Annotated in this window: 15 protein-coding genes; 4 read left to right on the top strand and 11 right to left on the bottom strand. The window is 64.5% G+C overall.

Going from position 1 to position 19903, the window contains the following annotated elements; all coding sequences use genetic code 11:
• Nucleotides 1–38: 38 nt before the first annotated feature.
• Nucleotides 39–1361, bottom strand: a complete 1323-nt coding sequence (locus tag IB256_RS22000; RefSeq protein WP_192404061.1) for a phospholipase — start codon at nt 1359–1361, stop codon at nt 39–41.
• A 237-nt stretch (nt 1362–1598) separates the two neighbouring features.
• On the opposite strand from IB256_RS22000, the gene IB256_RS22005 reads away from it, so the two are divergent.
• Nucleotides 1599–3263: an MFS transporter gene (locus IB256_RS22005; protein ID WP_192289265.1), complete on the top strand. Its 1665-nt coding sequence runs from the start codon at nt 1599–1601 to the stop codon at nt 3261–3263.
• Nucleotides 3264–3321: 58 nt separating this feature from the next.
• Here IB256_RS22005 and IB256_RS22010 read toward each other — a convergent pair whose 3' ends face one another.
• Nucleotides 3322–4659: a DEAD/DEAH box helicase gene (locus IB256_RS22010; protein ID WP_192404298.1), complete on the bottom strand. Its 1338-nt coding sequence runs from the start codon at nt 4657–4659 to the stop codon at nt 3322–3324.
• A gap of 144 nt (nt 4660–4803) precedes the next feature.
• On the opposite strand from IB256_RS22010, the gene IB256_RS22015 reads away from it, so the two are divergent.
• The 3 genes from IB256_RS22015 to IB256_RS22025 all read left to right on the top strand — a co-directional run bounded on the left by IB256_RS22015 (nt 4804) and on the right by IB256_RS22025 (nt 6729).
• Nucleotides 4804–5376 (top strand): dihydrofolate reductase family protein, encoded by a 573-nt coding sequence (locus IB256_RS22015; RefSeq protein ID WP_225601899.1) that lies wholly within the window; start codon nt 4804–4806, stop codon nt 5374–5376.
• Nucleotides 5373–5777 carry an NUDIX hydrolase gene (locus IB256_RS22020; RefSeq protein WP_192404065.1) on the top strand — a complete coding sequence of 135 codons (405 nt, stop codon included), beginning with the start codon at nt 5373–5375 and terminating at the stop codon, nt 5775–5777. Before IB256_RS22015 ends, IB256_RS22020 begins: the two co-directional genes overlap by 4 nt.
• A 343-nt stretch (nt 5778–6120) precedes the next feature.
• Complete coding sequence (locus IB256_RS22025; protein WP_192404067.1) at nt 6121–6729, top strand: C40 family peptidase; 609 nt, start codon at nt 6121–6123, stop codon at nt 6727–6729.
• A 54-nt stretch (nt 6730–6783) separates the two neighbouring features.
• Here IB256_RS22025 and rarD read toward each other — a convergent pair whose 3' ends face one another.
• The 9 genes from rarD to gyrA form a co-directional block, all read right to left on the bottom strand.
• Nucleotides 6784–7680 carry an EamA family transporter RarD gene (gene rarD / locus IB256_RS22030; protein ID WP_192289271.1) on the bottom strand — a complete coding sequence of 299 codons (897 nt, stop codon included), beginning with the start codon at nt 7678–7680 and terminating at the stop codon, nt 6784–6786.
• Nucleotides 7677–8546 carry a carboxylate/amino acid/amine transporter gene (locus tag IB256_RS22035; protein WP_192289273.1) on the bottom strand — a complete coding sequence of 290 codons (870 nt, stop codon included), beginning with the start codon at nt 8544–8546 and terminating at the stop codon, nt 7677–7679. Before IB256_RS22035 ends, rarD begins: the two co-directional genes overlap by 4 nt.
• A gap of 140 nt (nt 8547–8686) precedes the next feature.
• Nucleotides 8687–10369, bottom strand: a complete 1683-nt coding sequence (gene rpsA / locus IB256_RS22040) for a 30S ribosomal protein S1 (protein WP_017517968.1) — start codon at nt 10367–10369, stop codon at nt 8687–8689.
• Nucleotides 10370–10765: 396 nt separating this feature from the next.
• A complete protein-coding gene (gene cmk, locus IB256_RS22045; protein ID WP_192289275.1) occupies nt 10766–11455 on the bottom strand; it encodes a (d)CMP kinase in 690 nt (229 codons plus the stop codon).
• Nucleotides 11455–13680 carry a bifunctional prephenate dehydrogenase/3-phosphoshikimate 1-carboxyvinyltransferase gene (locus IB256_RS22050; RefSeq protein ID WP_192404069.1) on the bottom strand — a complete coding sequence of 742 codons (2226 nt, stop codon included), beginning with the start codon at nt 13678–13680 and terminating at the stop codon, nt 11455–11457. Before IB256_RS22050 ends, cmk begins: the two co-directional genes overlap by 1 nt.
• Entirely contained in the window at nt 13673–14785 is a 1113-nt protein-coding gene (gene hisC / locus IB256_RS22055) for a histidinol-phosphate transaminase (protein WP_192289279.1), read from the bottom strand. The genes IB256_RS22050 and hisC overlap by 8 nt, the downstream gene beginning before the upstream one ends.
• An 87-nt stretch (nt 14786–14872) precedes the next feature.
• Complete coding sequence (gene pheA, locus IB256_RS22060; protein ID WP_192289281.1) at nt 14873–15970, bottom strand: prephenate dehydratase; 1098 nt, start codon at nt 15968–15970, stop codon at nt 14873–14875.
• Entirely contained in the window at nt 15970–17055 is a 1086-nt protein-coding gene (gene serC / locus IB256_RS22065; RefSeq protein ID WP_192404071.1) for a 3-phosphoserine/phosphohydroxythreonine transaminase, read from the bottom strand. The genes pheA and serC overlap by 1 nt, the downstream gene beginning before the upstream one ends.
• A gap of 14 nt (nt 17056–17069) precedes the next feature.
• On the bottom strand, nt 17070–19850 hold the full coding sequence (gyrA, locus tag IB256_RS22070) for a DNA gyrase subunit A (protein WP_081517945.1): 2781 nt from the start codon (nt 19848–19850) through the stop codon (nt 17070–17072).
• Nucleotides 19851–19903: the final 53 nt, after the last annotated feature.

A 19903-nucleotide genomic window follows, 5' to 3' on the forward strand; every position in this document is an offset into this window, starting at 1 on the left:
CCGCGGCCCACGCAGCCCGGCGGGAATGCCAACCCTCTTTACGGCTGCAGGGCCGCCTTCGTGATGTTGCGACTGTGAGCGCCGAAGTGCCGGATCAATTGCAGAATCTGCTCATCCAACGCCTCATCGTGGCTGAACGGCTCCGGTGAGTTCCCCGCGCTGAAATCCCCCGCCGGCGCCTTCTCGTTTTCCAGCCAATGGCCGATCGCCGCATCAAACGCCGCCGCATGGGCATGGGATTCGCTCGCCACCACCTCGCGCAGGTACTGGGTCGAATACGGCGGGTAAGTGCCATCCGTGCTGACATCCGCATAGGCCGCCAACAACGGCGACTGCCCGCCCAGGCGCAGCGTCTCGCGCAGCCAGTCCACCTGATAACGCTCAACACCCGTATGCCGGTCCGCCACGCGCTGGATCGCCGCCTGCTTGTCGGCGTCGAAACCGGCAATGGACTTGCCCGCCGTCCACAGCATGCTGGTGGTGGTCTCGCCCGGCAGCGGCGTCGAGTGGTAGGGCTGGGTCATGTCCTGGATGTAGTGCATCGCCCAACCGAGGAAACGGTAGCCCCAGTACGGATGACCCTTGTCGAAGGCGAAGCGCGCCAGGCCATAGAACTGGTAGGCGCGCCACTCAGGCCAGTTGCGCTCCAGGTACGGGGCGCCGGTGTAGATGATCGCGTCCTCGTGGTAGAAGCCCATGTGGAACGGCGCCTGGGAGCTGAACTCGTAACGCGGATCACCGAACGGCTGGGTGCCGAAGCCGTAGCGCTGGCCGGCTTCGCCGGGGTTGTCGCTGAACAGGTTGATGTCGTGGCCGAAGTCCGGCTCGTCGGCAGCACTGGCCAGCACGTCCAGCGCGGGAATCTTCTCCCCCGCCTGCAACTGCACGAAGCGCCACTGGTTCCAGCCGGAGAGATTGCGGAACACCAGCACGTCCGCCGGCTGCAGGGCCGCATGCTTCTGCAACAAATCGCTCGACAGCTCACCTCCGGGCGGCGGCTGCACGGCGGTGGCCAGCTTGATCTCGGGGTTCAGGCGCAGCGCCATGAGGAAGGCCTTGCGCAGGTCGTCGCGGCCGTCCTCGGTCAGGCGCAGATCGTCCGGGCGCGGTGGGTACTGGCGAAAGTGCTCGCGGGCATAGGCCTCCTGCTCGTCCAGCAACTGCACCAGGCCGGCGCGCTGCTGGCTGACGAAGCTTTCCAGCGGCTCGACCTCGACGTCCGGCGCCTGGGCGACCGCCGGCAATTGTTGCAGGGCGATGTAGCTGCCCAGGGTGTGATTGGACCAGGCCCAGAGGCTTTGCGGCAGGGCCAGCAGGCCCGCCAGCAGGCAGGTGGGCAGACAGGTGGAAAGTCGCTTCATCGGCTCTTCGCTCTTATTTGCCAGTGCAGTTATTTGCCAGTGCAATGCGGAAAATTCCGACGCAGCCTAACAATCCAAAGCCACTCCGGCACTGTCCAAGCTTGCCAGCGCGTGTCACCGATAACGCCACGGATGACCATCATCAATGGCACGAACCGCCTCAGCCACTACACTTGCCCGGCATGGAAAGGCACCGGTTGCGCGCGCGTGCCGGCCACTCGAAATAAGGGCGTCCCCATGCTGCAGTCCGTTTCACCCAAGCAAGACCTCCCCCTCAAGCCCGATCCAGCCGAACCCCGCAGCGGCGTCCTCGCCCCCTTCAGCATCGCCGCGTTCCGCATCATCTGGATCTGCAACCTGTTCGCCAACCTGGGCACCTGGGCGCAATCGGTCGCCGCCGCCTGGGTGGTCACCGAGGCCCATGCCAGCCCGTTGATGGTCGCGATGATCCAGGTCGCCTCGGCGCTGCCGCTGGTGCTGCTGTCGATCATGTCCGGCGTGCTGGCCGACAACCACGACCGCCGCAAGATCATGCTGGTCGGCCTGACGGTGGAGCTCTCCGGCGCCGCGCTGGTGACGGTGCTGGCATTCATGGGCTACCTCGACCCGCTGATGCTGATCGTGTCGATCCTCTGGCTGTCGCTGGGCAGCTCGATCACCATCCCCGCCTGGCAGGCGGCAGTGAACGAGCAGGTGCCGCCGCGCATGCTCGGCGATGCGGTGCTGCTCAACAGCGTCAACTACAACGTCGCCCGCGCCGTCGGCCCGGCCATCGGCGGCCTGCTGCTGTCGGCCACCGGGGCCTCCTGGGTATTCCTGTTCAACTGCCTGTGCTACGCCGCGCTGATCTGGGCGATCTGGCAATGGCGCCGCGACGTGCCCAAGCGCACCCTGCCGCCGGAGCACATCTTCGAAGGCGTGATCGCTGCGCTGCGCTTCACCCAGTACTCCAGCGTCACCCGCCTGGTAATGCTGCGCTCGGCGGTGTTCGGCCTATCGGCCAGCGCCGTCTGGGCGTTGCTGCCGCTGCTGGCGCACCGCAACCCGGACGGCAGCGCCTCGGTGTACGGCTACATGCTCGGCGCCCTGGGGCTGGGCGCCATCGTCGCCAGCACCATGGTGAGCAAGGCGCGGCAGTGGCTGGGCAGCAGCCGGTTGATCAGCTTCGCCGCCGCTACGCTCGCCGTGGTCATGCTCATCCTCGGCTGGGTCGACAACCTCTGGGTGATCTTCCCCGCGCTGGTGCTGGGCGGCGCCTGTTGGATCGCGGCAGTGGCCACGTACAACTCCGCCGTGCAGATCCTCGTGCCCGACTGGGTCAAGGCCCGCGCCCTGGCGCTGTACCAGACCGCGATCTACGGCGGCCTGGCGGCAGGCTCCTTCCTCTGGGGGCACTTCGCCGAAACCATGGGTGTGCAGGGTGCGCTGATCGCCGCTGGCTGCCTGCTACTGGTCTCGGTGGCGCTGCTGTACAACTCCCGGCTGCCGGAGCTGGATTCGACCAGCATTGCCCGCGCACCGGGCGGCGTGCCGGGGCAGCCAACCTTCGTGTTCAACCCCGAGCGCGGCTCGGTACTGGTCTCCATCGAGTACCGGATTCCCGCCGAGCGCACCCGTGACTTCGTCCGCTCCGCCAAACCCCTGCGTCGTCTGCGCCTGCGCAACGGCGCGGAGCGCTGGGCGCTGTACCGCGATGTGAGCAACCCGGAGGTCTGGCAGGAACTGTTCCTGGTGGACAACTGGATCGGCCACCTGCGCATGCTCGATCGCCTGACCCTGGAGGACAAGACCATCATCGACAACGTCACCAGCCTGCACGTGGGTGACGCGCCGCCGGTGATTCGTCACGGGGTGAGCTACGAGTCGGGCAGCTATGAGGCGCCGCCGGAGACGCTGGGCTAGCGGCGCACAAAAAAAACGCCTCCCGGTCAGGGGAGGCGCTTGGGGTGATGCGAAAGACTTATTCCGCGGCAGGCTTCTTGCGCTTGAGCGGCGCCAGGCCGTCCTGGCTCACCACCTTGGACGGGCCAGCCTTGCGCTTGGCAGCGGGCTTCTTCTTCGCCGCCGCCTTGCCACCGGCCTTCTTAGCATCATCCTTTTTCTTCTTGGTGCCAGCGGCCTTGCCGGAAGCCTTGACCTTCTTCGGCCCCTTGTAGGTGGCCTTCAGCTCGTTGATGACACGCAGCTCGAAGCGCAGCTTGAGGTAACGCTCGATGCTCGACATCAGGTTCCAGTCGCCATGGCCCACCAGCGAGATCGCCGCACCCGTGGCGCCTGCACGCCCGGTACGGCCGATGCGGTGCACGTACTCATCGCCGCGACGCGGGATATCGAAGTTGATCACCAGGTCCAGGCCGTCGACGTCCAGACCGCGTGCGGCCACGTCGGTGGCGACGAGGATCTTCACCGCACCCTGCTTCAGGCGCTCGATGGCCAGCTTGCGATCCTTCTGGTCCTTCTCGCCGTGCAGCACGAAGACCTTGTGGCCAGCGGCAATCAGGCGGCCGGTCAGACGGTCGGCGGCAACGCGGGTGTTGGTGAAGACGATGGCCTTCTCGTAGCTCTCATTGGTCAGCAGCCACTGCAGCAGCTGTTCCTTGTGACCGACGTGGTCGGTCAGGATCACCTGCTGGCTGACGTCCTCGTTCAGCTCGCTGACGCGGTTGAGCTGCAGGACCTCAGGCTCGCGCAAGACCTTCTCGACCATCTCGTGCAGGCCGCTGCCGCTGGTGGCGGAGAACAGCAGGGTCTGGCGCTCGGTCGGGCACTGTGCGGCGAGCTTGAGCACGTCCTCGGAGAAGCCCATGTCGAGCATGCGGTCGGCTTCGTCGAGGATCAGCACTTCAACATCGCCCAGCGGCAGGTTGCCGGCGTTGAACTGCTCGTTCAGGCGACCCGGGGTACCGATGATGATCTCCGGGTTCTTGCGCAGGCGCGCACCCTGCACCTTGAAATCCTCGCCGCCGGTGATCAGGCAGGCCTTGATATAGGTGAACTGGGCGAAGCGCTCGACTTCCTTGAGGGTCTGCTGGGCCAGCTCGCGGGTCGGCAGCAGGATCAGCGCGCGGGCGCCGCTCTTGGGCTTCTCCTCGGCGAGCAGGCGATGCAGCAGCGGCAGCAGGAAGGCGGCGGTCTTGCCGCTGCCGGTCTGCGCCGTCACCCGCAGGTCGCGTCCCTCCAGGGCCTTCGGAATGGCCGCAGCCTGGACCGGGGTCGGCTCGGTGAAGGACAACGAATCGAGCGCCTTGAGCAGGCGTTCGTGGAGGGCGAATTGGGAGAACAAGGCAGACCTCGATATCACGTAAAGACCAAATAGCTGCATAGCTTAATGTTTGCCGAGCCGGCGCGCTGGAATTATTGCCGACGGCCCCTGCGCACGACCCGCCGCGTCAATAACCCGACAAACGTACGGGCGCCGGTCCAAAGGCGATGCCATGCTCTGATGGGCCTGACAAAAAGGAGAATACAGGTGCCATCGACTCTCATTTACTACGTGGCGGCCAGCCTCGACGGTTACATCGCCCGCCCCGACGGCAGCGTGGACTGGCTCGATGGCTACGGCAGCGAAGCCGACGACCACGGCTACAACGCCTTCTATGCCGGCATCGATGGGCTGCTCATGGGCCGCGCCACCTACCTGTTCTGCCTGAACCAGGGGCAGTGGCCCTACCCGGACAAGCCCGCGCTGGTGATGACCCGCTCCAACCACCTGCCCAAGGCCGCGCCCCAGGTGGAACTGGAGCACTACACCCCGGTGGACGCCCTCGCCTCGCTGGAAGCGCGCGGCTGCGAACGCATCTGGCTGGTGGGCGGCGGCAGCCTGGCGGGCAATTTCCTCGCCGGAGGCTTGCTCGACGAAGTGATCGTCAGCATCATTCCGCACCTGCTCGGCGCCGGCATTCCCCTGTTCAGCATCGGCCTCGAGCAACGCCTGCAGCTGCTCGAGCAGCGCAGCTTCCCCAGCGGCATCGTGCAGATGCGCTACCAGGTTCTGAAGGAAACGCCCTCGCCATGACCGCCACCATTCGTATCGCCGCCGCCTGCCTGCTGGATGAAGCCGGACGCCTGCTGCTGGTGCGAAAGCGTGGCACCCACGCCTTCATGCTGCCCGGCGGCAAGCACGAGCCCGGCGAGACATCGGTCCAGGCCCTGCTGCGCGAACTGGGCGAAGAACTCGACCTGCACCTGGCGACCTCCGCACTGACCCCGCTCGGCCACTTCCAGGCCAATGCCGCCAACGAGCCGGACATGCGCGTCGACGCGCAGGTTTACGTCGCCGCCCTGCCTCACGCCGTCCAGCCCGCTGCCGAGCTGGAAGAACTGGCCTGGATGGACCCCACCGGCAACTATCCGCACAACCTCGCCCCGCTGCTGCGCGAGCAGGTGCTTCCCGCTCTGCTTGCCCATCTGGGCTGATTCGTTCAGCTCAAATACCTGCATTTCGTCGGGTTTTTCCTTAAGAAGCCTTAAGCGACTGGCTTCTGGCTAGTATCCCGCCAGTTTTCTGCCGCCCGGCCGAAAGCCGCGTTTTATAGGGCTTCCGGCTATAAGGTCAAGCCGTGACTGATGCGTCTGAGCACATGTCACGCAGCGCCCTGCAAGTCACAAGGGAAAAGTCAGAATCGACAGACGGTACGAACTGTCATGAAAAGTCGTTCAGAATGCGTGGAATTTTTGAGCGGACCAAAGGAAACCACGCCGACAACAATGGCGATCCAGCGGAGTCTGGGCGATATCAACCAGCAAGAAGACATGCCGAATGCGCAGTACCCTTTTGACATGCCTTTCCATAGGCTTGGCGACTTTCTTGGTCGCTACCGAGGCTAGCGCCTCCTACAAGATCACGCGCACCTATCAACCCGCCCCGGTTGATCTGCGCGTCCCGGTCCAGGGCAGCGCCCTGCTGACCTTCAACGCCAAGCAGCCGGTCAAGCCGACCAAGAGCGAGGCGCACCAGGTTACCCAGCGTGCCTACAGCATGATCGGTACGCCTTATCGCTGGGGCGGCACTTCGCCCAAGCGCGGCTTCGATTGCAGCGGCCTGGTGAACTACGTGTTCCAGAACGTCGACGAAGTCGACCTGCCGCGTACCGCGCAGCAGATGTTCAGCATGCGCGGCAACTCCAAAGTGGCGCGTGATGACCTGCAGCCCGGCGATCTGGTGTTCTTCCGCATCCACAACCGCCGCAATGTCGACCATGTCGGCATCTACGTCGGCGACAACCAGTTCGTCCACGCGCCGCGTCGCGGCCAGAAGGTCCGCGTTTCCGACCTCGGTGGCGACTACTGGAAAAAGCACTACACCGCTGCCCGCCGCATCCTGCCGGAAACCCTGGCCAAGGCTGACGTCGGCGGTCGCTTCGACTGACGCCGAGCGCTCTCCCCTTGCCGGAGAGCGCTTGCTCCTCACCTCTCTCTTCGCTTACAGCCCGCGACGCGCCTGTCGGCGCAGCAGTCGCGCGCTATCCCAACCGGTCAGCAGCACGGCGATCCAGATCGGCCCGTAGGTCCAGATCTGCGCCGGATTGAACGCCTCGCCCAGGAACAGCACGGCGATGGCAAACAGCAGCACCGGCTCGACGTAGCTCAGAATTCCGAACAGCCCCATGGGCAGTAACCGGCTGGCGGCCATCATCGCGCCGAACGCCAGCGCGCTGATCAGTCCCAGCAGCGGCAGCAGCGCCCACAGGCGCGGCACATCCTCCAGCACCTGGCCGCTATTGGTTATCCACAGGGCCGCCAGGGCGAACGGCAGCAGCACGATCATCTCGAAGACAAAGCCCGACAGCGAATCCACGGCCATCTTGCGGCGCAGCATGAAGTACGGCGGATAGCCCAGCGCAGTGATCAGGGTGAACCAGGAGAATGCGCGGGTCAGCCAGAGTTCATGCAGCACACCCGCCAGCGCAAAGGCAACGGCGATGGCCTGCAGCGTGGTCAGGCGCTCGCCGTAGAACACCCGGCCGCACAGCACCATGGTCAGCGGCAGCAGGAAGTAGCCCAGCGACAGCTCCAGCGTGCGCCCGACCATGGGCGCCCAGATGAACACGCCCCACTGGATCAGCATCATCGCCGCCGTCAGCGGGAAGCACGCCAGCAGCCACGGCTCGCGCAACAGGCGCCGGCCCGCGTCGCGCAGCACACCGCCCTGGCGGGTGAACAGCACCAGCAGCAGGACCATCGGAATCGACCAGACCACCCGGTGCGCGATCACCTGGATGCTGGTCAGCGGCTCCAGCGAATGGATGTAGCCCGGCAGGGTCACGAACAGCACGGAAGACGCCAGGGACAGCGCTACGCCACGCCCGGAGATGTTCATGCGAAGCGCTCCTTCTGACGGCGCAGGCCGAAACGGTTGACGCCCAGCGACGCCACGATCACCGCACCACCCAGCGCCAGGCGCGGCAGGTCGGCGGCTTCGTTCCAGATCAGCAGATTGATCAGCAGGCCCACCGGCACGTGCAGGTTGTTCATCACCGCCAGGGTGCCGGCATCCACCAGCGTGCCGCCCTTGTTCCACCAGAACTGCCCCAGCGCGGTGGCCAGCAGGCCCATCCACACCAGCACGCCCCATTGCAGGTCGGTCGTTGGCAGCTTCTGCGGATTGCCGAACAGCAGCCAGCCCGGCAGTGCAATCAGCAGCGCGCCAACGAAGAAGTAGCCGAAGCGGCGGTATTGCGGGATATCCGAGGGATAGCGCTGCACCAGGTGCTTGTAGAACACCTGCCCCGCCGCGAAGGTCGCATTGGCCAGTTGCAGCAGCAGGAAACCCTGGATGTAGTCGCCGCTGACGCCGTCGTAGCGAATGATTCCGGCGCCGAGTACCGCCACGGCGGCTGCCAGCAGCGCCCAGGCGTTGAAGCGACGGTTCAGCGCGTCATCGATCAGCGCCACATGCAGCGGCGTCAGCACGGTGAACAGCAGCACTTCCGGTACCGTCAGCACGCGGAAGCTCTGGTACAGGCAGACGTAGGTAATGCCGAACTGCAGCGCGCCCGCCAGCATCACGCCGGCGATGAAGCGCGGCTCGACGCCGCGCCAGCGGGTCAGCGGCAGGAACACCAGACCGGCCAGCACCACTCGCGTCAGCACCGCGAAATAGCTGTCGACCTGCCCGGCAAGGTACTCGCCGATCAGGCTGAAGGAGAACGCCCAGAGGACGGTGACGAAAAGCAGATAAGGCATGAAAAAGACGACCGGAACGGGGCAGGCAACATAGCGCCAGTCTCAGCGTAGAGAAAGCACTGCGCGCCCGCGCCCCAGGAAAGGCAGAAACGAAAAAGGGCGACCGAAGTCGCCCTTTTCCTTGGATGGTGAATCAGGGATTAGCCCTGGTTCTCCATCTGAGCACGGATCAGATCACCGATGGTGGTCGGACCAGTGTTTTCTACGTCTTGCTTGGTGCGCAGTTCTTTCATCGCATCTTTCTCGTCATCAACGTCTTTCGACTTGATGGAGAGGGAGATGACGCGGCTCTTACGGTCGATGCTGATGATCTTGGCTTCGACTTCTTCGCCTTCTTTCAGAACGTTGCGAGCGTCTTCAACGCGGTCACGGCTGATTTCGGAGGCTTTCAGAACGCCTTCGATTTCGCCGCCCAGGCTGATGACGGCGCCCTTGGCGTCGACTTCTTTCACGGTGCCGCGAACGATGGTGCCTTTCTCGTTGAGCGATGCGTAGTTGGAGAACGGATCGTCTTCCAGCTGCTTGATGCCCAGGGAGATGCGCTCACGCTCCGGATCAACGGAGAGGATGACGGTTTCCAGCTCGTCGCCCTTCTTGAAGCGGCGAACGGCTTCTTCGCCAACTTCGTTCCAGGAGATGTCGGACAGGTGAACCAGACCGTCGATGCCGCCTTCCAGGCCGATGAAGATACCGAAATCGGTGATCGACTTGATGGTGCCGGAGATCTTGTCGCCCTTGTTGAAGCGGCCAGAGAAGTCTTCCCACGGGTTGGACTTGCACTGCTTGATGCCCAGGGAGATACGACGACGCTCTTCGTCGATGTCCAGAACCTGAACTTCCACTTCGTCGCCAACTTGAACGACTTTCGACGGGTGGATGTTCTTGTTGGTCCAGTCCATTTCGGAGACGTGTACCAGGCCTTCCACGCCCTCTTCCAGCTCGGCGAAGCAGCCGTAGTCGGTGAGGTTGGTGACGCGCGCGGTAACGCGGGTGCCTTCCGGGTAACGGGCTTTGATGGCAACCCATGGGTCTTCGCCCAGTTGCTTCAGGCCCAGGGATACGCGGTTGCGCTCGCGGTCGAACTTCAGAACCTTGACATCGATCTCATCGCCAACGTTGACGATTTCCGACGGATGCTTGATACGCTTCCAGGCCATGTCGGTGATGTGCAGCAGACCATCGACGCCGCCCAGGTCAACGAACGCACCGTAGTCGGTGAGGTTCTTGACGATACCTTTGACCTGCTGGCCTTCCTGCAGCGATTCCAGCAGAGCTTCGCGCTCGGCGCTGTTTTCGGCTTCCAGGACGCTGCGACGGGAAACGACAACGTTGTTGCGCTTCTGGTCCAGCTTGATGACCTTGAACTCGAGCTCTTTGCCTTCCAGGTGAGTGGTGTCACGCACCGGACGCACGTCGACCAGCGAACCCGGCAGGAACGCGCGGATGCCGTTGACGTCGACGGTGAAGCCACCCTTGACCTTGCCGTTGATGACGCCTTTGACCACTTCGTCGGCAGAGAAAGCAGCTTCCAGAACGATCCAGCTCTCGGCACGCTTGGCTTTTTCGCGGGACAGCTTGGTTTCACCAAAGCCGTCTTCTACCGCGTCCAGCGCAACGTGGACTTCGTCACCCACATTGATGGTCAGCTCGCCCTGTTCGTTGTAGAACTGCTCGACCGGGATGACGCCCTCGGATTTCAGACCGGCATGGACGGTGACCCAGTCACCATCGATGTCGACCACGATGCCGGTGATGATTGCACCCGGCTGCATGTCGAGGGATTTAAGACTTTCTTCAAAGAGTTCTGCGAAGCTTTCGCTCATGTCTATACCTGTAGTCAAAGGCTTGTAAGCCCGATTCCGTGCCACCAGCAGACACGGTCAAGTGATGAAAAAGAAGCCAGCGGGATCAAGACTGGTATCCCGCCGGCCCCCTGTTGCACCCGCCGAAACGGATGCTCCACATTCAGATTTTAAGGGAACGTTTCGCTCGATATGGGCGAAACCCTCCCGATATAAGGTCTGGAATGGTAGCAACGGATCCCGATTGCGTCAATCGGCGACCCTGGTTTCCAACGTTCTTCGCGACTCCAGCCTCACTTCTGTATTTTCGCCCAGCCTCGGAAATTGGGAGAACCGCCCGTCTGATCCCTGATGCGGGCATCCTTACCCGAAAAGAAAAATCCCCGGCATGGCCGGGGATTTTCGTTTCCCGATCGACTAGTCGGCCAGCCCCAGCCGCGAAACCTCGGCAAGAATGCTGTCCACCACGTCGTCGATGCTCATCGAGGTGGAGTCCACCAGGATGGCGCCTTCGGCAGGCTTGAGCGGAGCGACGGCACGCTGGCTGTCGCGCTCGTCGCGGGCGCTGATTTCCTCGGCCAGTTGTGCCTGGTCGCTGTCGATGCCCTTGCCCTTGAGCTGCAGGTAGCGGCGACGGGCGCGCTCCTCGGCGGAGGCGGTGAGGAATATTTTCAGCGGAGCGCCGGGGAAGACCACGGTGCCCATGTCGCGCCCGTCGGCGACCAGGCCCGGCGCTTCGAGGAAGGCGCGCTGGCGTTGCAACAACGCATCGCGCACCGCCGGCAGCGCAGCAACCTGCGAGGCGCCGGCGCCGACTTGCTCGGTACGGATCACGTCGGTGACGTCTTCGCCTTCGAGGATGATGTGCTGGCCCTGCCCACCCTTGGCATGGGTGAACTGCACATCCAGGTGCGCAGCCAGCACCTTGAGGGCTTCCTCGTTGGTCAGGTCGATGCCGTGGTTACCGGCAGCGAACGCCAGCAGGCGATACAGCGCACCGGAGTCCAGCAGGTTCCAACCCAGGCGCTTGGCCAGCAGACCGGCGACGGTGCCCTTGCCCGAGCCACTGGGGCCGTCGATGGCGAGGACCGGCCATTCACCGTTCATCAGTTCTTCTCCTCGGCGACGCGGATGCCCGCGCCGGAAGCCAGCCCGAGGAAATTCGGGAAGGAAGTCGCAACGTTGGCGCAGTCGTGGATGCGGATAGGCGCACCGGCGCGCAGGGAGGCCACGCTGAAGGACATGGCGATACGGTGGTCGCCGTGGCTCCAGACTTCGCCTCCGCCGTAGCTGCCGCCGTCGATGATGATGCCGTCCGGGGTCGGCTCGCACTTCACGCCCAGGGCCAGCAGGCCGTCGGCCATGACCTGGATGCGGTCGGACTCCTTCACCCGCAGCTCTTCTGCGCCGCGCAGGACGGTGCGGCCTTCCGCGTTGGCGGCGGCGACGAAGAGTACCGGGAACTCGTCGATCGCCAGCGGCACCAGGTCTTCGGGAATATCGATGCCTTTCAGCTGGGCAGAACGCACGCGGATGTCGGCAACCGGCTCGCCGCCCACTTCACGCTGGTTCTCCAGGGTAATGTCGGCGCCCATGAGTTTGAGGATGTCGATGACGCCGGTACGGGTCGGGTTGATGCCGACGTGCTCCAGAGTCAGGTCGGAACCTTCGGCGATGCTCGCGGCGACCAGGAAGAAGGCTGCCGAGGAGATATCGGCCGGCACTTCGATCGAGGTGGCGCTGAGCTTGTGGCCGGACTCGACGCGGGCGGTGGCGCCTTCAACGTCGACCGGGTAGCCGAAGCCGCGCAGCATGCGCTCGGTGTGGTCGCGGGTCGGGGCCGGCTCGGTGGTGGAGGTTTCGCCAGCGGCATAGAGGCCGGCGAGCAGCAGGCAGGACTTCACCTGGGCGCTGGCCATCGGCATGTCGTAGTGCATGCCGGTGAGTTTCTGGCCACCACGGATGGTCAGCGGCGGACGGCCTTCGGGGCCGGTCTCGATCACTGCACCCATCTCGCGCAGCGGCTTGGCGACGCGGTTCATCGGGCGCTTGGACAGCGAAGCGTCGCCGGTCAGGGTGGTGTCGAACGGCTGGGCGGCGAGCAGTCCGCTGAGCAGACGCATCGAGGTGCCGGAGTTGCCCAGGTAGATCGGGCCAGGCGGGGTCTTCAGACCGTGCAGGCCAACGCCGTGAACGGTCACGCGGCCGTGGTGCGGGCCTTCGATGACCACACCCATGTCGCGGAACGCCTGGATGGTGGCGAGGGCGTCTTCACCCTCGAGGAAACCTTGCACCTCGGTCGTGCCTTCGGCGAGGGAGCCGAGCATGATCGAGCGATGGGAAATGGACTTGTCGCCCGGTACGCGAACACGTCCGGAAAGGCGGCCACCCGGCTGGGCCAGGAAAATCAGGTCATTGTTGTGCATGGCGTCCACATAGGCCCGACGGGCCAGGATTTTGCTGAAATGCTCGCGGGCAACGCGGGCGCGAGTGAAGACGCCCATCAGTTGTTGCCCGTCCCCTTTATCGACGGCCCCGCGCAGATCATCGAGGTCGTCACGGAATACGTCGAGGATGCGCAGCACCGCCTCGCGGTTGGCGAGGAAGATGTCGTGCCACATCACCGGGTCGCTGCCGGCAATCCGCGTGAAGTCGCGGAAGCCGCCAGCGGCGTAGCGGAAGATTTCCAGATTCTCGCTGCGTTTGGCCAGCGAGTCGACCAGCGTGAAGGCCAGCAGGTGCGGCAGGTGGCTGGTGGCGGCGAGGACTTCGTCGTGGTGTTCGACGGCCATCTGCTCGACATCCGCACCCAGCTCGCGCCAGAGGCGATCGACGCACTGGATCGCATCCGCGTCGGCATTATCCAGCGGCGTGAGGATGACTTTATGACGACGGAACAGTTTCGCGTTGGCCGCTTCCACCCCGCTCTGCTCGGAGCCGGCGATGGGATGGCCAGGGACGAAGCGCGCCGGCATGCCACCGAACACCGCTTTCGCAGCACGCACCACGTTGCCCTTGGCGCTGCCCACGTCGGTGAGGATAGCGTTGCCGATGTCCAGGGCGGCGAGCTCGCCGAGGACCTTTTCCATGGCCAGGATCGGCACGGCGAGCTGGATCACGTCAGCGTTACGGCAACCGGCGGCGAGGCTTTCCTCGCAGCGATCGACCACGCCCAGCTCCACCGCCAGACGGCGGGTCTCCGGGTCACGGTCGACACCAACCACTTCCTCGAACAGCTCCTTCTCGCGGATACCCTTGGCGAAGGAGCCGCCGATCAGGCCGAGCCCCACCACCACCAGGCGGCGCAGCTTGTGCGGCTGGGCATCAGGCACGGGCGAGTACCTTGGCCAGCGCTTCGAGGAAACGGGCGTTCTCGGCCGGCAGGCCGATGGAAATGCGCAGGTGCTGTGGCATGCCGTAGCCGCTCACCGGACGGACGATCACGCCCTCGGCGAGCAGGGCCTGGTAGACCGGACCGGCATCGCGCTCGAGGTCCACGGCGATGAAGTTGCCCTTGGAGGGAATCCATTGCAGGTCCAGGGCGCGCAGGCCGTTTTCCAGCTGGGCCATGCCTTCGTCGTTGATGCGCTTGCCTTCGGCCAAGTACTGGGCGTCGTCCAGCGCGGCGCAGGCGGCGGCCAGGGCCAGGCTGTTGACGTTGAACGGCTGGCGCACGCGGTTGAGCACATCGGCGACCTGCGCCGAGGAGATCGCGTAGCCGACCCGCAGCGACGCCAGGCCGTAGGCCTTGGAGAAGGTCCGCGAGACCAGCAGGTTCGGGTAGCGAGCCAGGTACTTCAGGCCGTCCGGCAGCTCTTCGCCTTCGGCGTACTCGATGTAGGCCTCATCGAGCACCACCAGGACGCTTTCGGGAACCTGCGACAGGAAGCGCTCCAGCGCGTCCGGGCCGAACCAGGTGCCGGTGGGGTTGTTCGGGTTGGCGATGAAGACCACGCGGGTGTTGCCGTCGATGGCTGCCAGCATGGCTTCCAGGTCATGGCCCCAGTCTTTGGCCGGCACAACCTTGCCCTGGGCACCGACGGCCTGGGTGGAGATCGGGTAGACGGCGAAGGCGTACTGGCTGAACACGGCGTTCAGACCGGGCGCAAGATAAGCACGGGCGACCAGGTCGAGGATGTCGTTGGAGCCGTTGCCCAGGGTGACCTGCTCGGTGTCGACGGCGCAACGAGCGGCCAGTCGGCTCTTCAGCTCGAAGCCGTTGCCGTCGGGGTAGCGGGTCAGTTCGGCCAGTTCGGCACGAATGGCTTCAAGGACCTTCGGGCTCGGGCCCAGCGGGTTCTCGTTACTGGCCAGCTTGACGATGCCAGCGGGATCGAGTTTCAGCTCGCGGGCCAGTTCATCGACCGGCTTGCCGGGTACGTAGGGGGAAAGCTTCTGCACGCCCGGCTGGGCCAGGGCAAGGAAATCACACGACATCGCTAAAAGCCTCAAGCTATGGACCGCAAGCCATCAACCGTCCACCGACGTGTCGGCAGCTTGCGGCCCTGGCTTGCGGCTGTCGGTTCAGAGAACCGCTTTGGGGTACGAGCCCAGCACCTTCAGGGCAACGGCTTCGCTGTTGATCTTTTCCAGGACGTCCTTGATCAGAGGGTCCTTGTGGTGGCCGACGAAGTCGATGAAGAACACGTAGGTCCACTTGCCGCTGCGCGACGGGCGGGTCTCGATGCGGGTCAGGTCGATGCCGTTGTTGTGGAACGGCACCAGCAGCTCGTGCAGCGCGCCCGGCTTGTTGCGCATGGAAACGATGATGGAAGTCTTGTCGTCGCCGGTGGGCGGCACTTCCTGGTTGCCGATCATGAGGAAGCGCGTGGAGTTGTCCGGGCGATCCTCGATCTTTTCGTGCAGCTTGTCCAAACCGTACAGGCTGGCGGCCATGTCGCCGGCAATGGCTGCGCTGTTCCACTCGCTCTTCACCCGCTTGGCGGCATCGGCGTTACTGGAAACCGCCACGCGCTCGACGTTCGGGTAGTGCGCGTCCAGCCACTTGCGGCACTGAGCCAGGGACTGGGCGTGGGAGTAGATGCGGGTGATGTTGCCGGTCTTGGTGTTCTCGCCCACCAGCAGGTGATGGTGGATGCGCAGCTCCACCTCGCCGCAGATCACCATGTCGTGCTCGAGGAAGCTGTCGAGGGTGTGGTTGACCGCGCCCTCGGTGGAGTTTTCCACCGGCACCACGCCGAAGTTCACCGCACCGGCGGCGACTTCGCGGAACACTTCGTCAATAGCCGCCATCGGCGTGCTGATCACCGCATGGCCGAAGTGCTTGAGCGCCGCGGCCTGGGTGAAGGTGCCTTCCGGGCCGAGGTAGGCCACTTTCAGCGGCTGCTCCAGGGCCAGGCAGGAGGACATGATCTCGCGGAACAGACGAGCGACTTCCTCGTTGTCCAGCGGGCCCTTGTTCAGCTCCATGATGTGCTTGAGCACCCACGCCTCGCGCTCGGGCCGGTAGAACACCGGCTTCTCGCCTTCGGGCAGGGCAGCCATCTTCACGCGCGCCACGTCGGTGGCGCAGCGGGCGCGTTCGCTGATCAGCTCGAGGATCTTCTCGTCGAGGCTGTCGATGCGTACGCGCAAAGCCTTGAGCTGGTCAGCGTCGCTCATCAGCCGTGCTCCTTCTCGAACTCGGCCATGTAGCCAACCAGGGCTTCGATGGCGTCCAGGCCCAGGGCGTTATAGATGGAGGCACGCATGCCACCCACCGAACGGTGGCCTTTCAGGTTGAGCAGGCCGCGCGCATCGGCGCCTTCGAGGAAGGCCTTGTCGAGCTTCTCGTCGGCCAGGCGGAACGGCACGTTCATCCAGGAGCGGGCGCTGGGCTGGATCGGGTTGGTGTAGAAGTCGCTGTTGTCGATGAAGCCGTACAGCATGTCCTTCTTGGCGCGGTTGCGCTGTTCCATGGCGTCGACGCCGCCCTGCTCCTTCAGCCACTCGAAGACCAGGCCGGAGAGGTACCAGGAGTAGGTAGCCGGGGTGTTGTACATGGAGCCGTTATCGGCGGCGACCTTGTAGTTGAGCATGGTCGGGCAGATGCTGCGGGCGCGGCCCAGCAGGTCTTCGCGGACGATGACAACGACCAGGCCGGAAGGGCCGATGTTCTTCTGCGCGCCGGCGTAGATCAGGCCGAACTTCGACACGTCGGTCGGGCGGGAGAGGATGTCCGAGGACATGTCCACCACCAGCGGGACGTCACCGACTTCCGGAATCCAGTCGAATTCCAGGCCGCCGATGGTCTCGTTGGACGCGTAGTGCAGGTAGGCGGCTTCCTTGGACAGGTTCCACTCGTTCTGCCCGGGAATGGCGAAGTAGTCATACTTGGATGCACTGGCAGCCACGTTGACGTTGCCGTAGCGGCGAGCCTCTTCGATGGCCTTCTTCGACCAGATGCCGGTTTCCACGTAGTCCGCCACGCCGTCTTCGGGCAGCAGGTTCAGCGGAATCTCGGCGAACTGCTGGCTGGCGCCGCCCTGCAGGAACAGCACCTTGTAGTTCGACGGCACGCCCATCAGGTCGCGCAGGTCCTGTTCGGCCTTCTCGGCGATGGCCACGTAGTCGTCGCTACGGTGGCTCATCTCCATGACCGACAGGCCCTTGCCCCGCCAATCCAGCAGTTCGGCGCGGGCGCGCTCCAGCACCTCGGTGGGAAGCGCCGCAGGACCGGCGCAGAAGTTAAAGGCTCGCTTGCTCACATCCACTCTCGCTATCAGTCTTCGCTGGCCTGCGGGGCTTCTTCAGCCGCAGCTTCGCCTGCTTCTGGGTTCTCTTCCGACACTTCGCCCTCGACGATCTCGCCGTCGATGACGTCGTCTTCGTCTTCCACCACGGTCGGCTCCTGCACCCGCTCCAGACCCACGACGGTCTCGTCGGCGGCCAGCTTGATGAGGATCACGCCCTGGGTGTTACGGCCAGCGCCGCGGACTTCGTCGACACGGGTACGCACCAGGGTGCCCTGGTCGGAAATCAGCATGATCTCCTCGCCGTCCAGCACCTGCACGGCGCCCACCAGGTTGCCGTTACGCTCGTTGATCACCATGGCGATCACGCCCTGGCCACCACGACCGCGACGCGGGTAGTCGGCCAGCGGGGTGCGCTTGCCGTAGCCACGCTCGGAGGCGCTGAGGATCTGCGCTTCGCGGCACTCAGGGATCAGCATGGAGATGATGCGCTGGCCTTCGGCCAGGCGCATGCCGCGCACGCCACGGGCGTTACGGCCCATGATGCGCACCTTGCTTTCCTTGAAGCGGATGACCTTGCCGGCGTCGGAGAACATCATCACGTCCTTCGAACCGTCGGTGATGGCGGCGGCGATCAGCGAGTCACCCTCTTCCAGCTTCAGGGCGATCAGGCCGTTGGAGCGCGGCTTGGTGAACTGGATCAGCGGGGTCTTCTTCACGGTGCCTTTCATGGTGGCCATGAAGATGTACGCGCCGGTCGGCTCGTCCTGGCTGAAGTCGGCGTCGTCGCCCTCTTCGGCCTCTTCGGCTTCCACTACTTCGGCGACCTGCTCGGCGACCACGTCGTCGTCATCGTTCTCGTCGCCGGCGAACTGGGCGCGCACGGCTTCCAGGTCGATCTGCAGCATCGCGGTGATGCGCTCGCCCTCGTCCAGCGGCAGCAGGTTCACCAGCGGACGGCCACGGGCGGTACGCGAGGCTTCCGGGATCTCGAAGGTGCGCAGCCAGTAGACCTTGCCCTTGCTGGAGAACAGCAGCAGGGTGGCGTGGCTGTTGGCGACCAGCAGGTGCTCGATGTAGTCCTCGTCCTTCACGCCACTGGCGGACTTGCCCTTGCCACCGCGACGCTGGGCCTCGTAGGCGGCCAGCGGCTGGGACTTGGCGTAGCCGCCATGGGAGATGGTCACCACGCGCTCTTCTTCGGTGATCAGGTCGGCGATGGTCAGGTCCATCTGCGAGGCGACGATCTCGGTGCGGCGGGCGTCGCCGAACTCGGCCTTGACCTTTTCCAGCTCCTCGCGGATGACTTCCATCAGGCGCTCGGGGCTGGTCAGGATACGGATCAGCTCGCCGATCAGGGTGAGGATTTCCTGATACTCGGACAGGAGCTTCTCGTGCTCCAGGCCAGTCAGGCGGTGCAGGCGCAATTCCAGGATTGCCTGGGCCTGTTCCGGCGACAGGAAGTACTTGCCGTCACGCAGGCCGTACTGCGGGTCCAGGTCTTCCGGGCGGCAGGCATCGGCGCCGGCGCGCTCGACCATCGCTTCCACGGCGCTGGATTCCCAGCCAGTGGCGATCAGGCGCTCCTTGGCCTCGGCCGGGGTCGGCGAGGTCTTGATCAGTTCGATCACCGGGTCGATGTTCGACAGGGCAACGGCCTGACCTTCGAGGATGTGGCCGCGCTCGCGGGCCTTGCGCAGCTCGTAGACGGTCCGGCGGGTCACCACTTCACGGCGGTGACGAATGAACACCTCGAGCATGTCCTTGAGGTTCATCGTGCGCGGCTGGCCATCGACCAGGGCCACCACGTTGATGCCGAAGACGCTCTGCAGCTGGGTCTGGGCGTAGAGGTTGTTCAGCACGACCTCGCCCACTTCGCCGCGACGCAGCTCGATGACCACGCGCATGCCGTCCTTGTCGGACTCGTCGCGCAGCTCGGTGATGCCTTCGATCTTCTTCTCTTTCACCAGCTCGGCGATCTTCTCGATCAGACGGGCCTTGTTCAGCTGGTAGGGCAGCTCGGTGATGATGATCTGCTGGCGGTTGCCGCCCTTCTCCATGTCCTCGATGGTGGCGCGGGCACGGATATAGACGCGACCACGACCGGTGCGATAGGCCTCGATGATGCCCGCACGGCCGTTGATGATGCCCGCGGTCGGGAAGTCCGGACCGGGGATGTACTGCATCAGGTCATCAATGGACAGCTCGGGGTTGTCCATCAACGCCAGACAGCCGTCGATCACCTCGGTGAGGTTGTGCGGCGGAATGTTGGTCGCCATGCCCACGGCGATACCGCTGGAGCCGTTGACCAGCAGGTTCGGGATCTTGGTCGGCATGACCGCCGGGATCTGCTCGGTGCCGTCGTAGTTGGGCACCCAGTCGACGGTTTCCTTGTCCAGGTCCGCCAGCAGCTCATGGGCGAGCTTGGACATGCGCACTTCGGTGTATCGCATGGCTGCGGCGTTGTCGCCGTCCACCGAACCGAAGTTGCCCTGGCCGTCGACCAGCATGTAGCGCAGCGAGAACGGCTGGGCCATGCGGACGATGGTGTCGTACACCGCAGTGTCGCCGTGCGGGTGGTACTTACCGATCACGTCGCCGACCACACGGGCGGACTTCTTGTAGGGCTTGTTCCAGTCGTTGCCCAGTTCGCTCATGGCGTACAGGACGCGACGATGCACGGGCTTCAAGCCGTCGCGCGCATCGGGCAGGGCACGACCGACGATCACGCTCATGGCGTAATCGAGGTAGGACTGTCGGAGTTCGTCTTCGATGTTGACCGGGAGGATTTCTTTGGCCAGTTCGCCCATGAGAAGCCTGGTTCCTTTTTCAAATGGGACTCCGCCAAGCCCGTCCTGAGCCC

Source organism: Pseudomonas sp. PDM17, assembly GCF_014851985.1.
In the GTDB taxonomy this organism is placed as follows: domain Bacteria; phylum Pseudomonadota; class Gammaproteobacteria; order Pseudomonadales; family Pseudomonadaceae; genus Pseudomonas.

Excerpts from the sequence above, each read along its gene's own strand:
- IB256_RS22000 (WP_192404061.1), bottom strand. The coding sequence starts at position 1,361 with ATGAAGCGACTTTCCACCTGTCTGCCCACCTGCCTGCTGGCGGGCCTG.
- IB256_RS22005 (WP_192289265.1), top strand. The coding sequence starts at position 1,599 with ATGCTGCAGTCCGTTTCACCCAAGCAAGACCTCCCCCTCAAGCCCGAT.
- IB256_RS22015 (WP_225601899.1), top strand. The coding sequence starts at position 4,804 with ATGGGCCTGACAAAAAGGAGAATACAGGTGCCATCGACTCTCATTTAC.
- IB256_RS22020 (WP_192404065.1), top strand. The coding sequence starts at position 5,373 with ATGACCGCCACCATTCGTATCGCCGCCGCCTGCCTGCTGGATGAAGCC.
- IB256_RS22025 (WP_192404067.1), top strand. The coding sequence starts at position 6,121 with ATGCGCAGTACCCTTTTGACATGCCTTTCCATAGGCTTGGCGACTTTC.
- rarD (WP_192289271.1), bottom strand. The coding sequence starts at position 7,680 with ATGAACATCTCCGGGCGTGGCGTAGCGCTGTCCCTGGCGTCTTCCGTG.
- IB256_RS22035 (WP_192289273.1), bottom strand. The coding sequence starts at position 8,546 with ATGCCTTATCTGCTTTTCGTCACCGTCCTCTGGGCGTTCTCCTTCAGC.
- rpsA (WP_017517968.1), bottom strand. The coding sequence starts at position 10,369 with ATGAGCGAAAGCTTCGCAGAACTCTTTGAAGAAAGTCTTAAATCCCTC.
- cmk (WP_192289275.1), bottom strand. The coding sequence starts at position 11,455 with ATGAACGGTGAATGGCCGGTCCTCGCCATCGACGGCCCCAGTGGCTCG.
- hisC (WP_192289279.1), bottom strand. The coding sequence starts at position 14,785 with ATGTCGTGTGATTTCCTTGCCCTGGCCCAGCCGGGCGTGCAGAAGCTT.
- pheA (WP_192289281.1), bottom strand. The coding sequence starts at position 15,970 with ATGAGCGACGCTGACCAGCTCAAGGCTTTGCGCGTACGCATCGACAGC.
- gyrA (WP_081517945.1), bottom strand. The coding sequence starts at position 19,850 with ATGGGCGAACTGGCCAAAGAAATCCTCCCGGTCAACATCGAAGACGAA.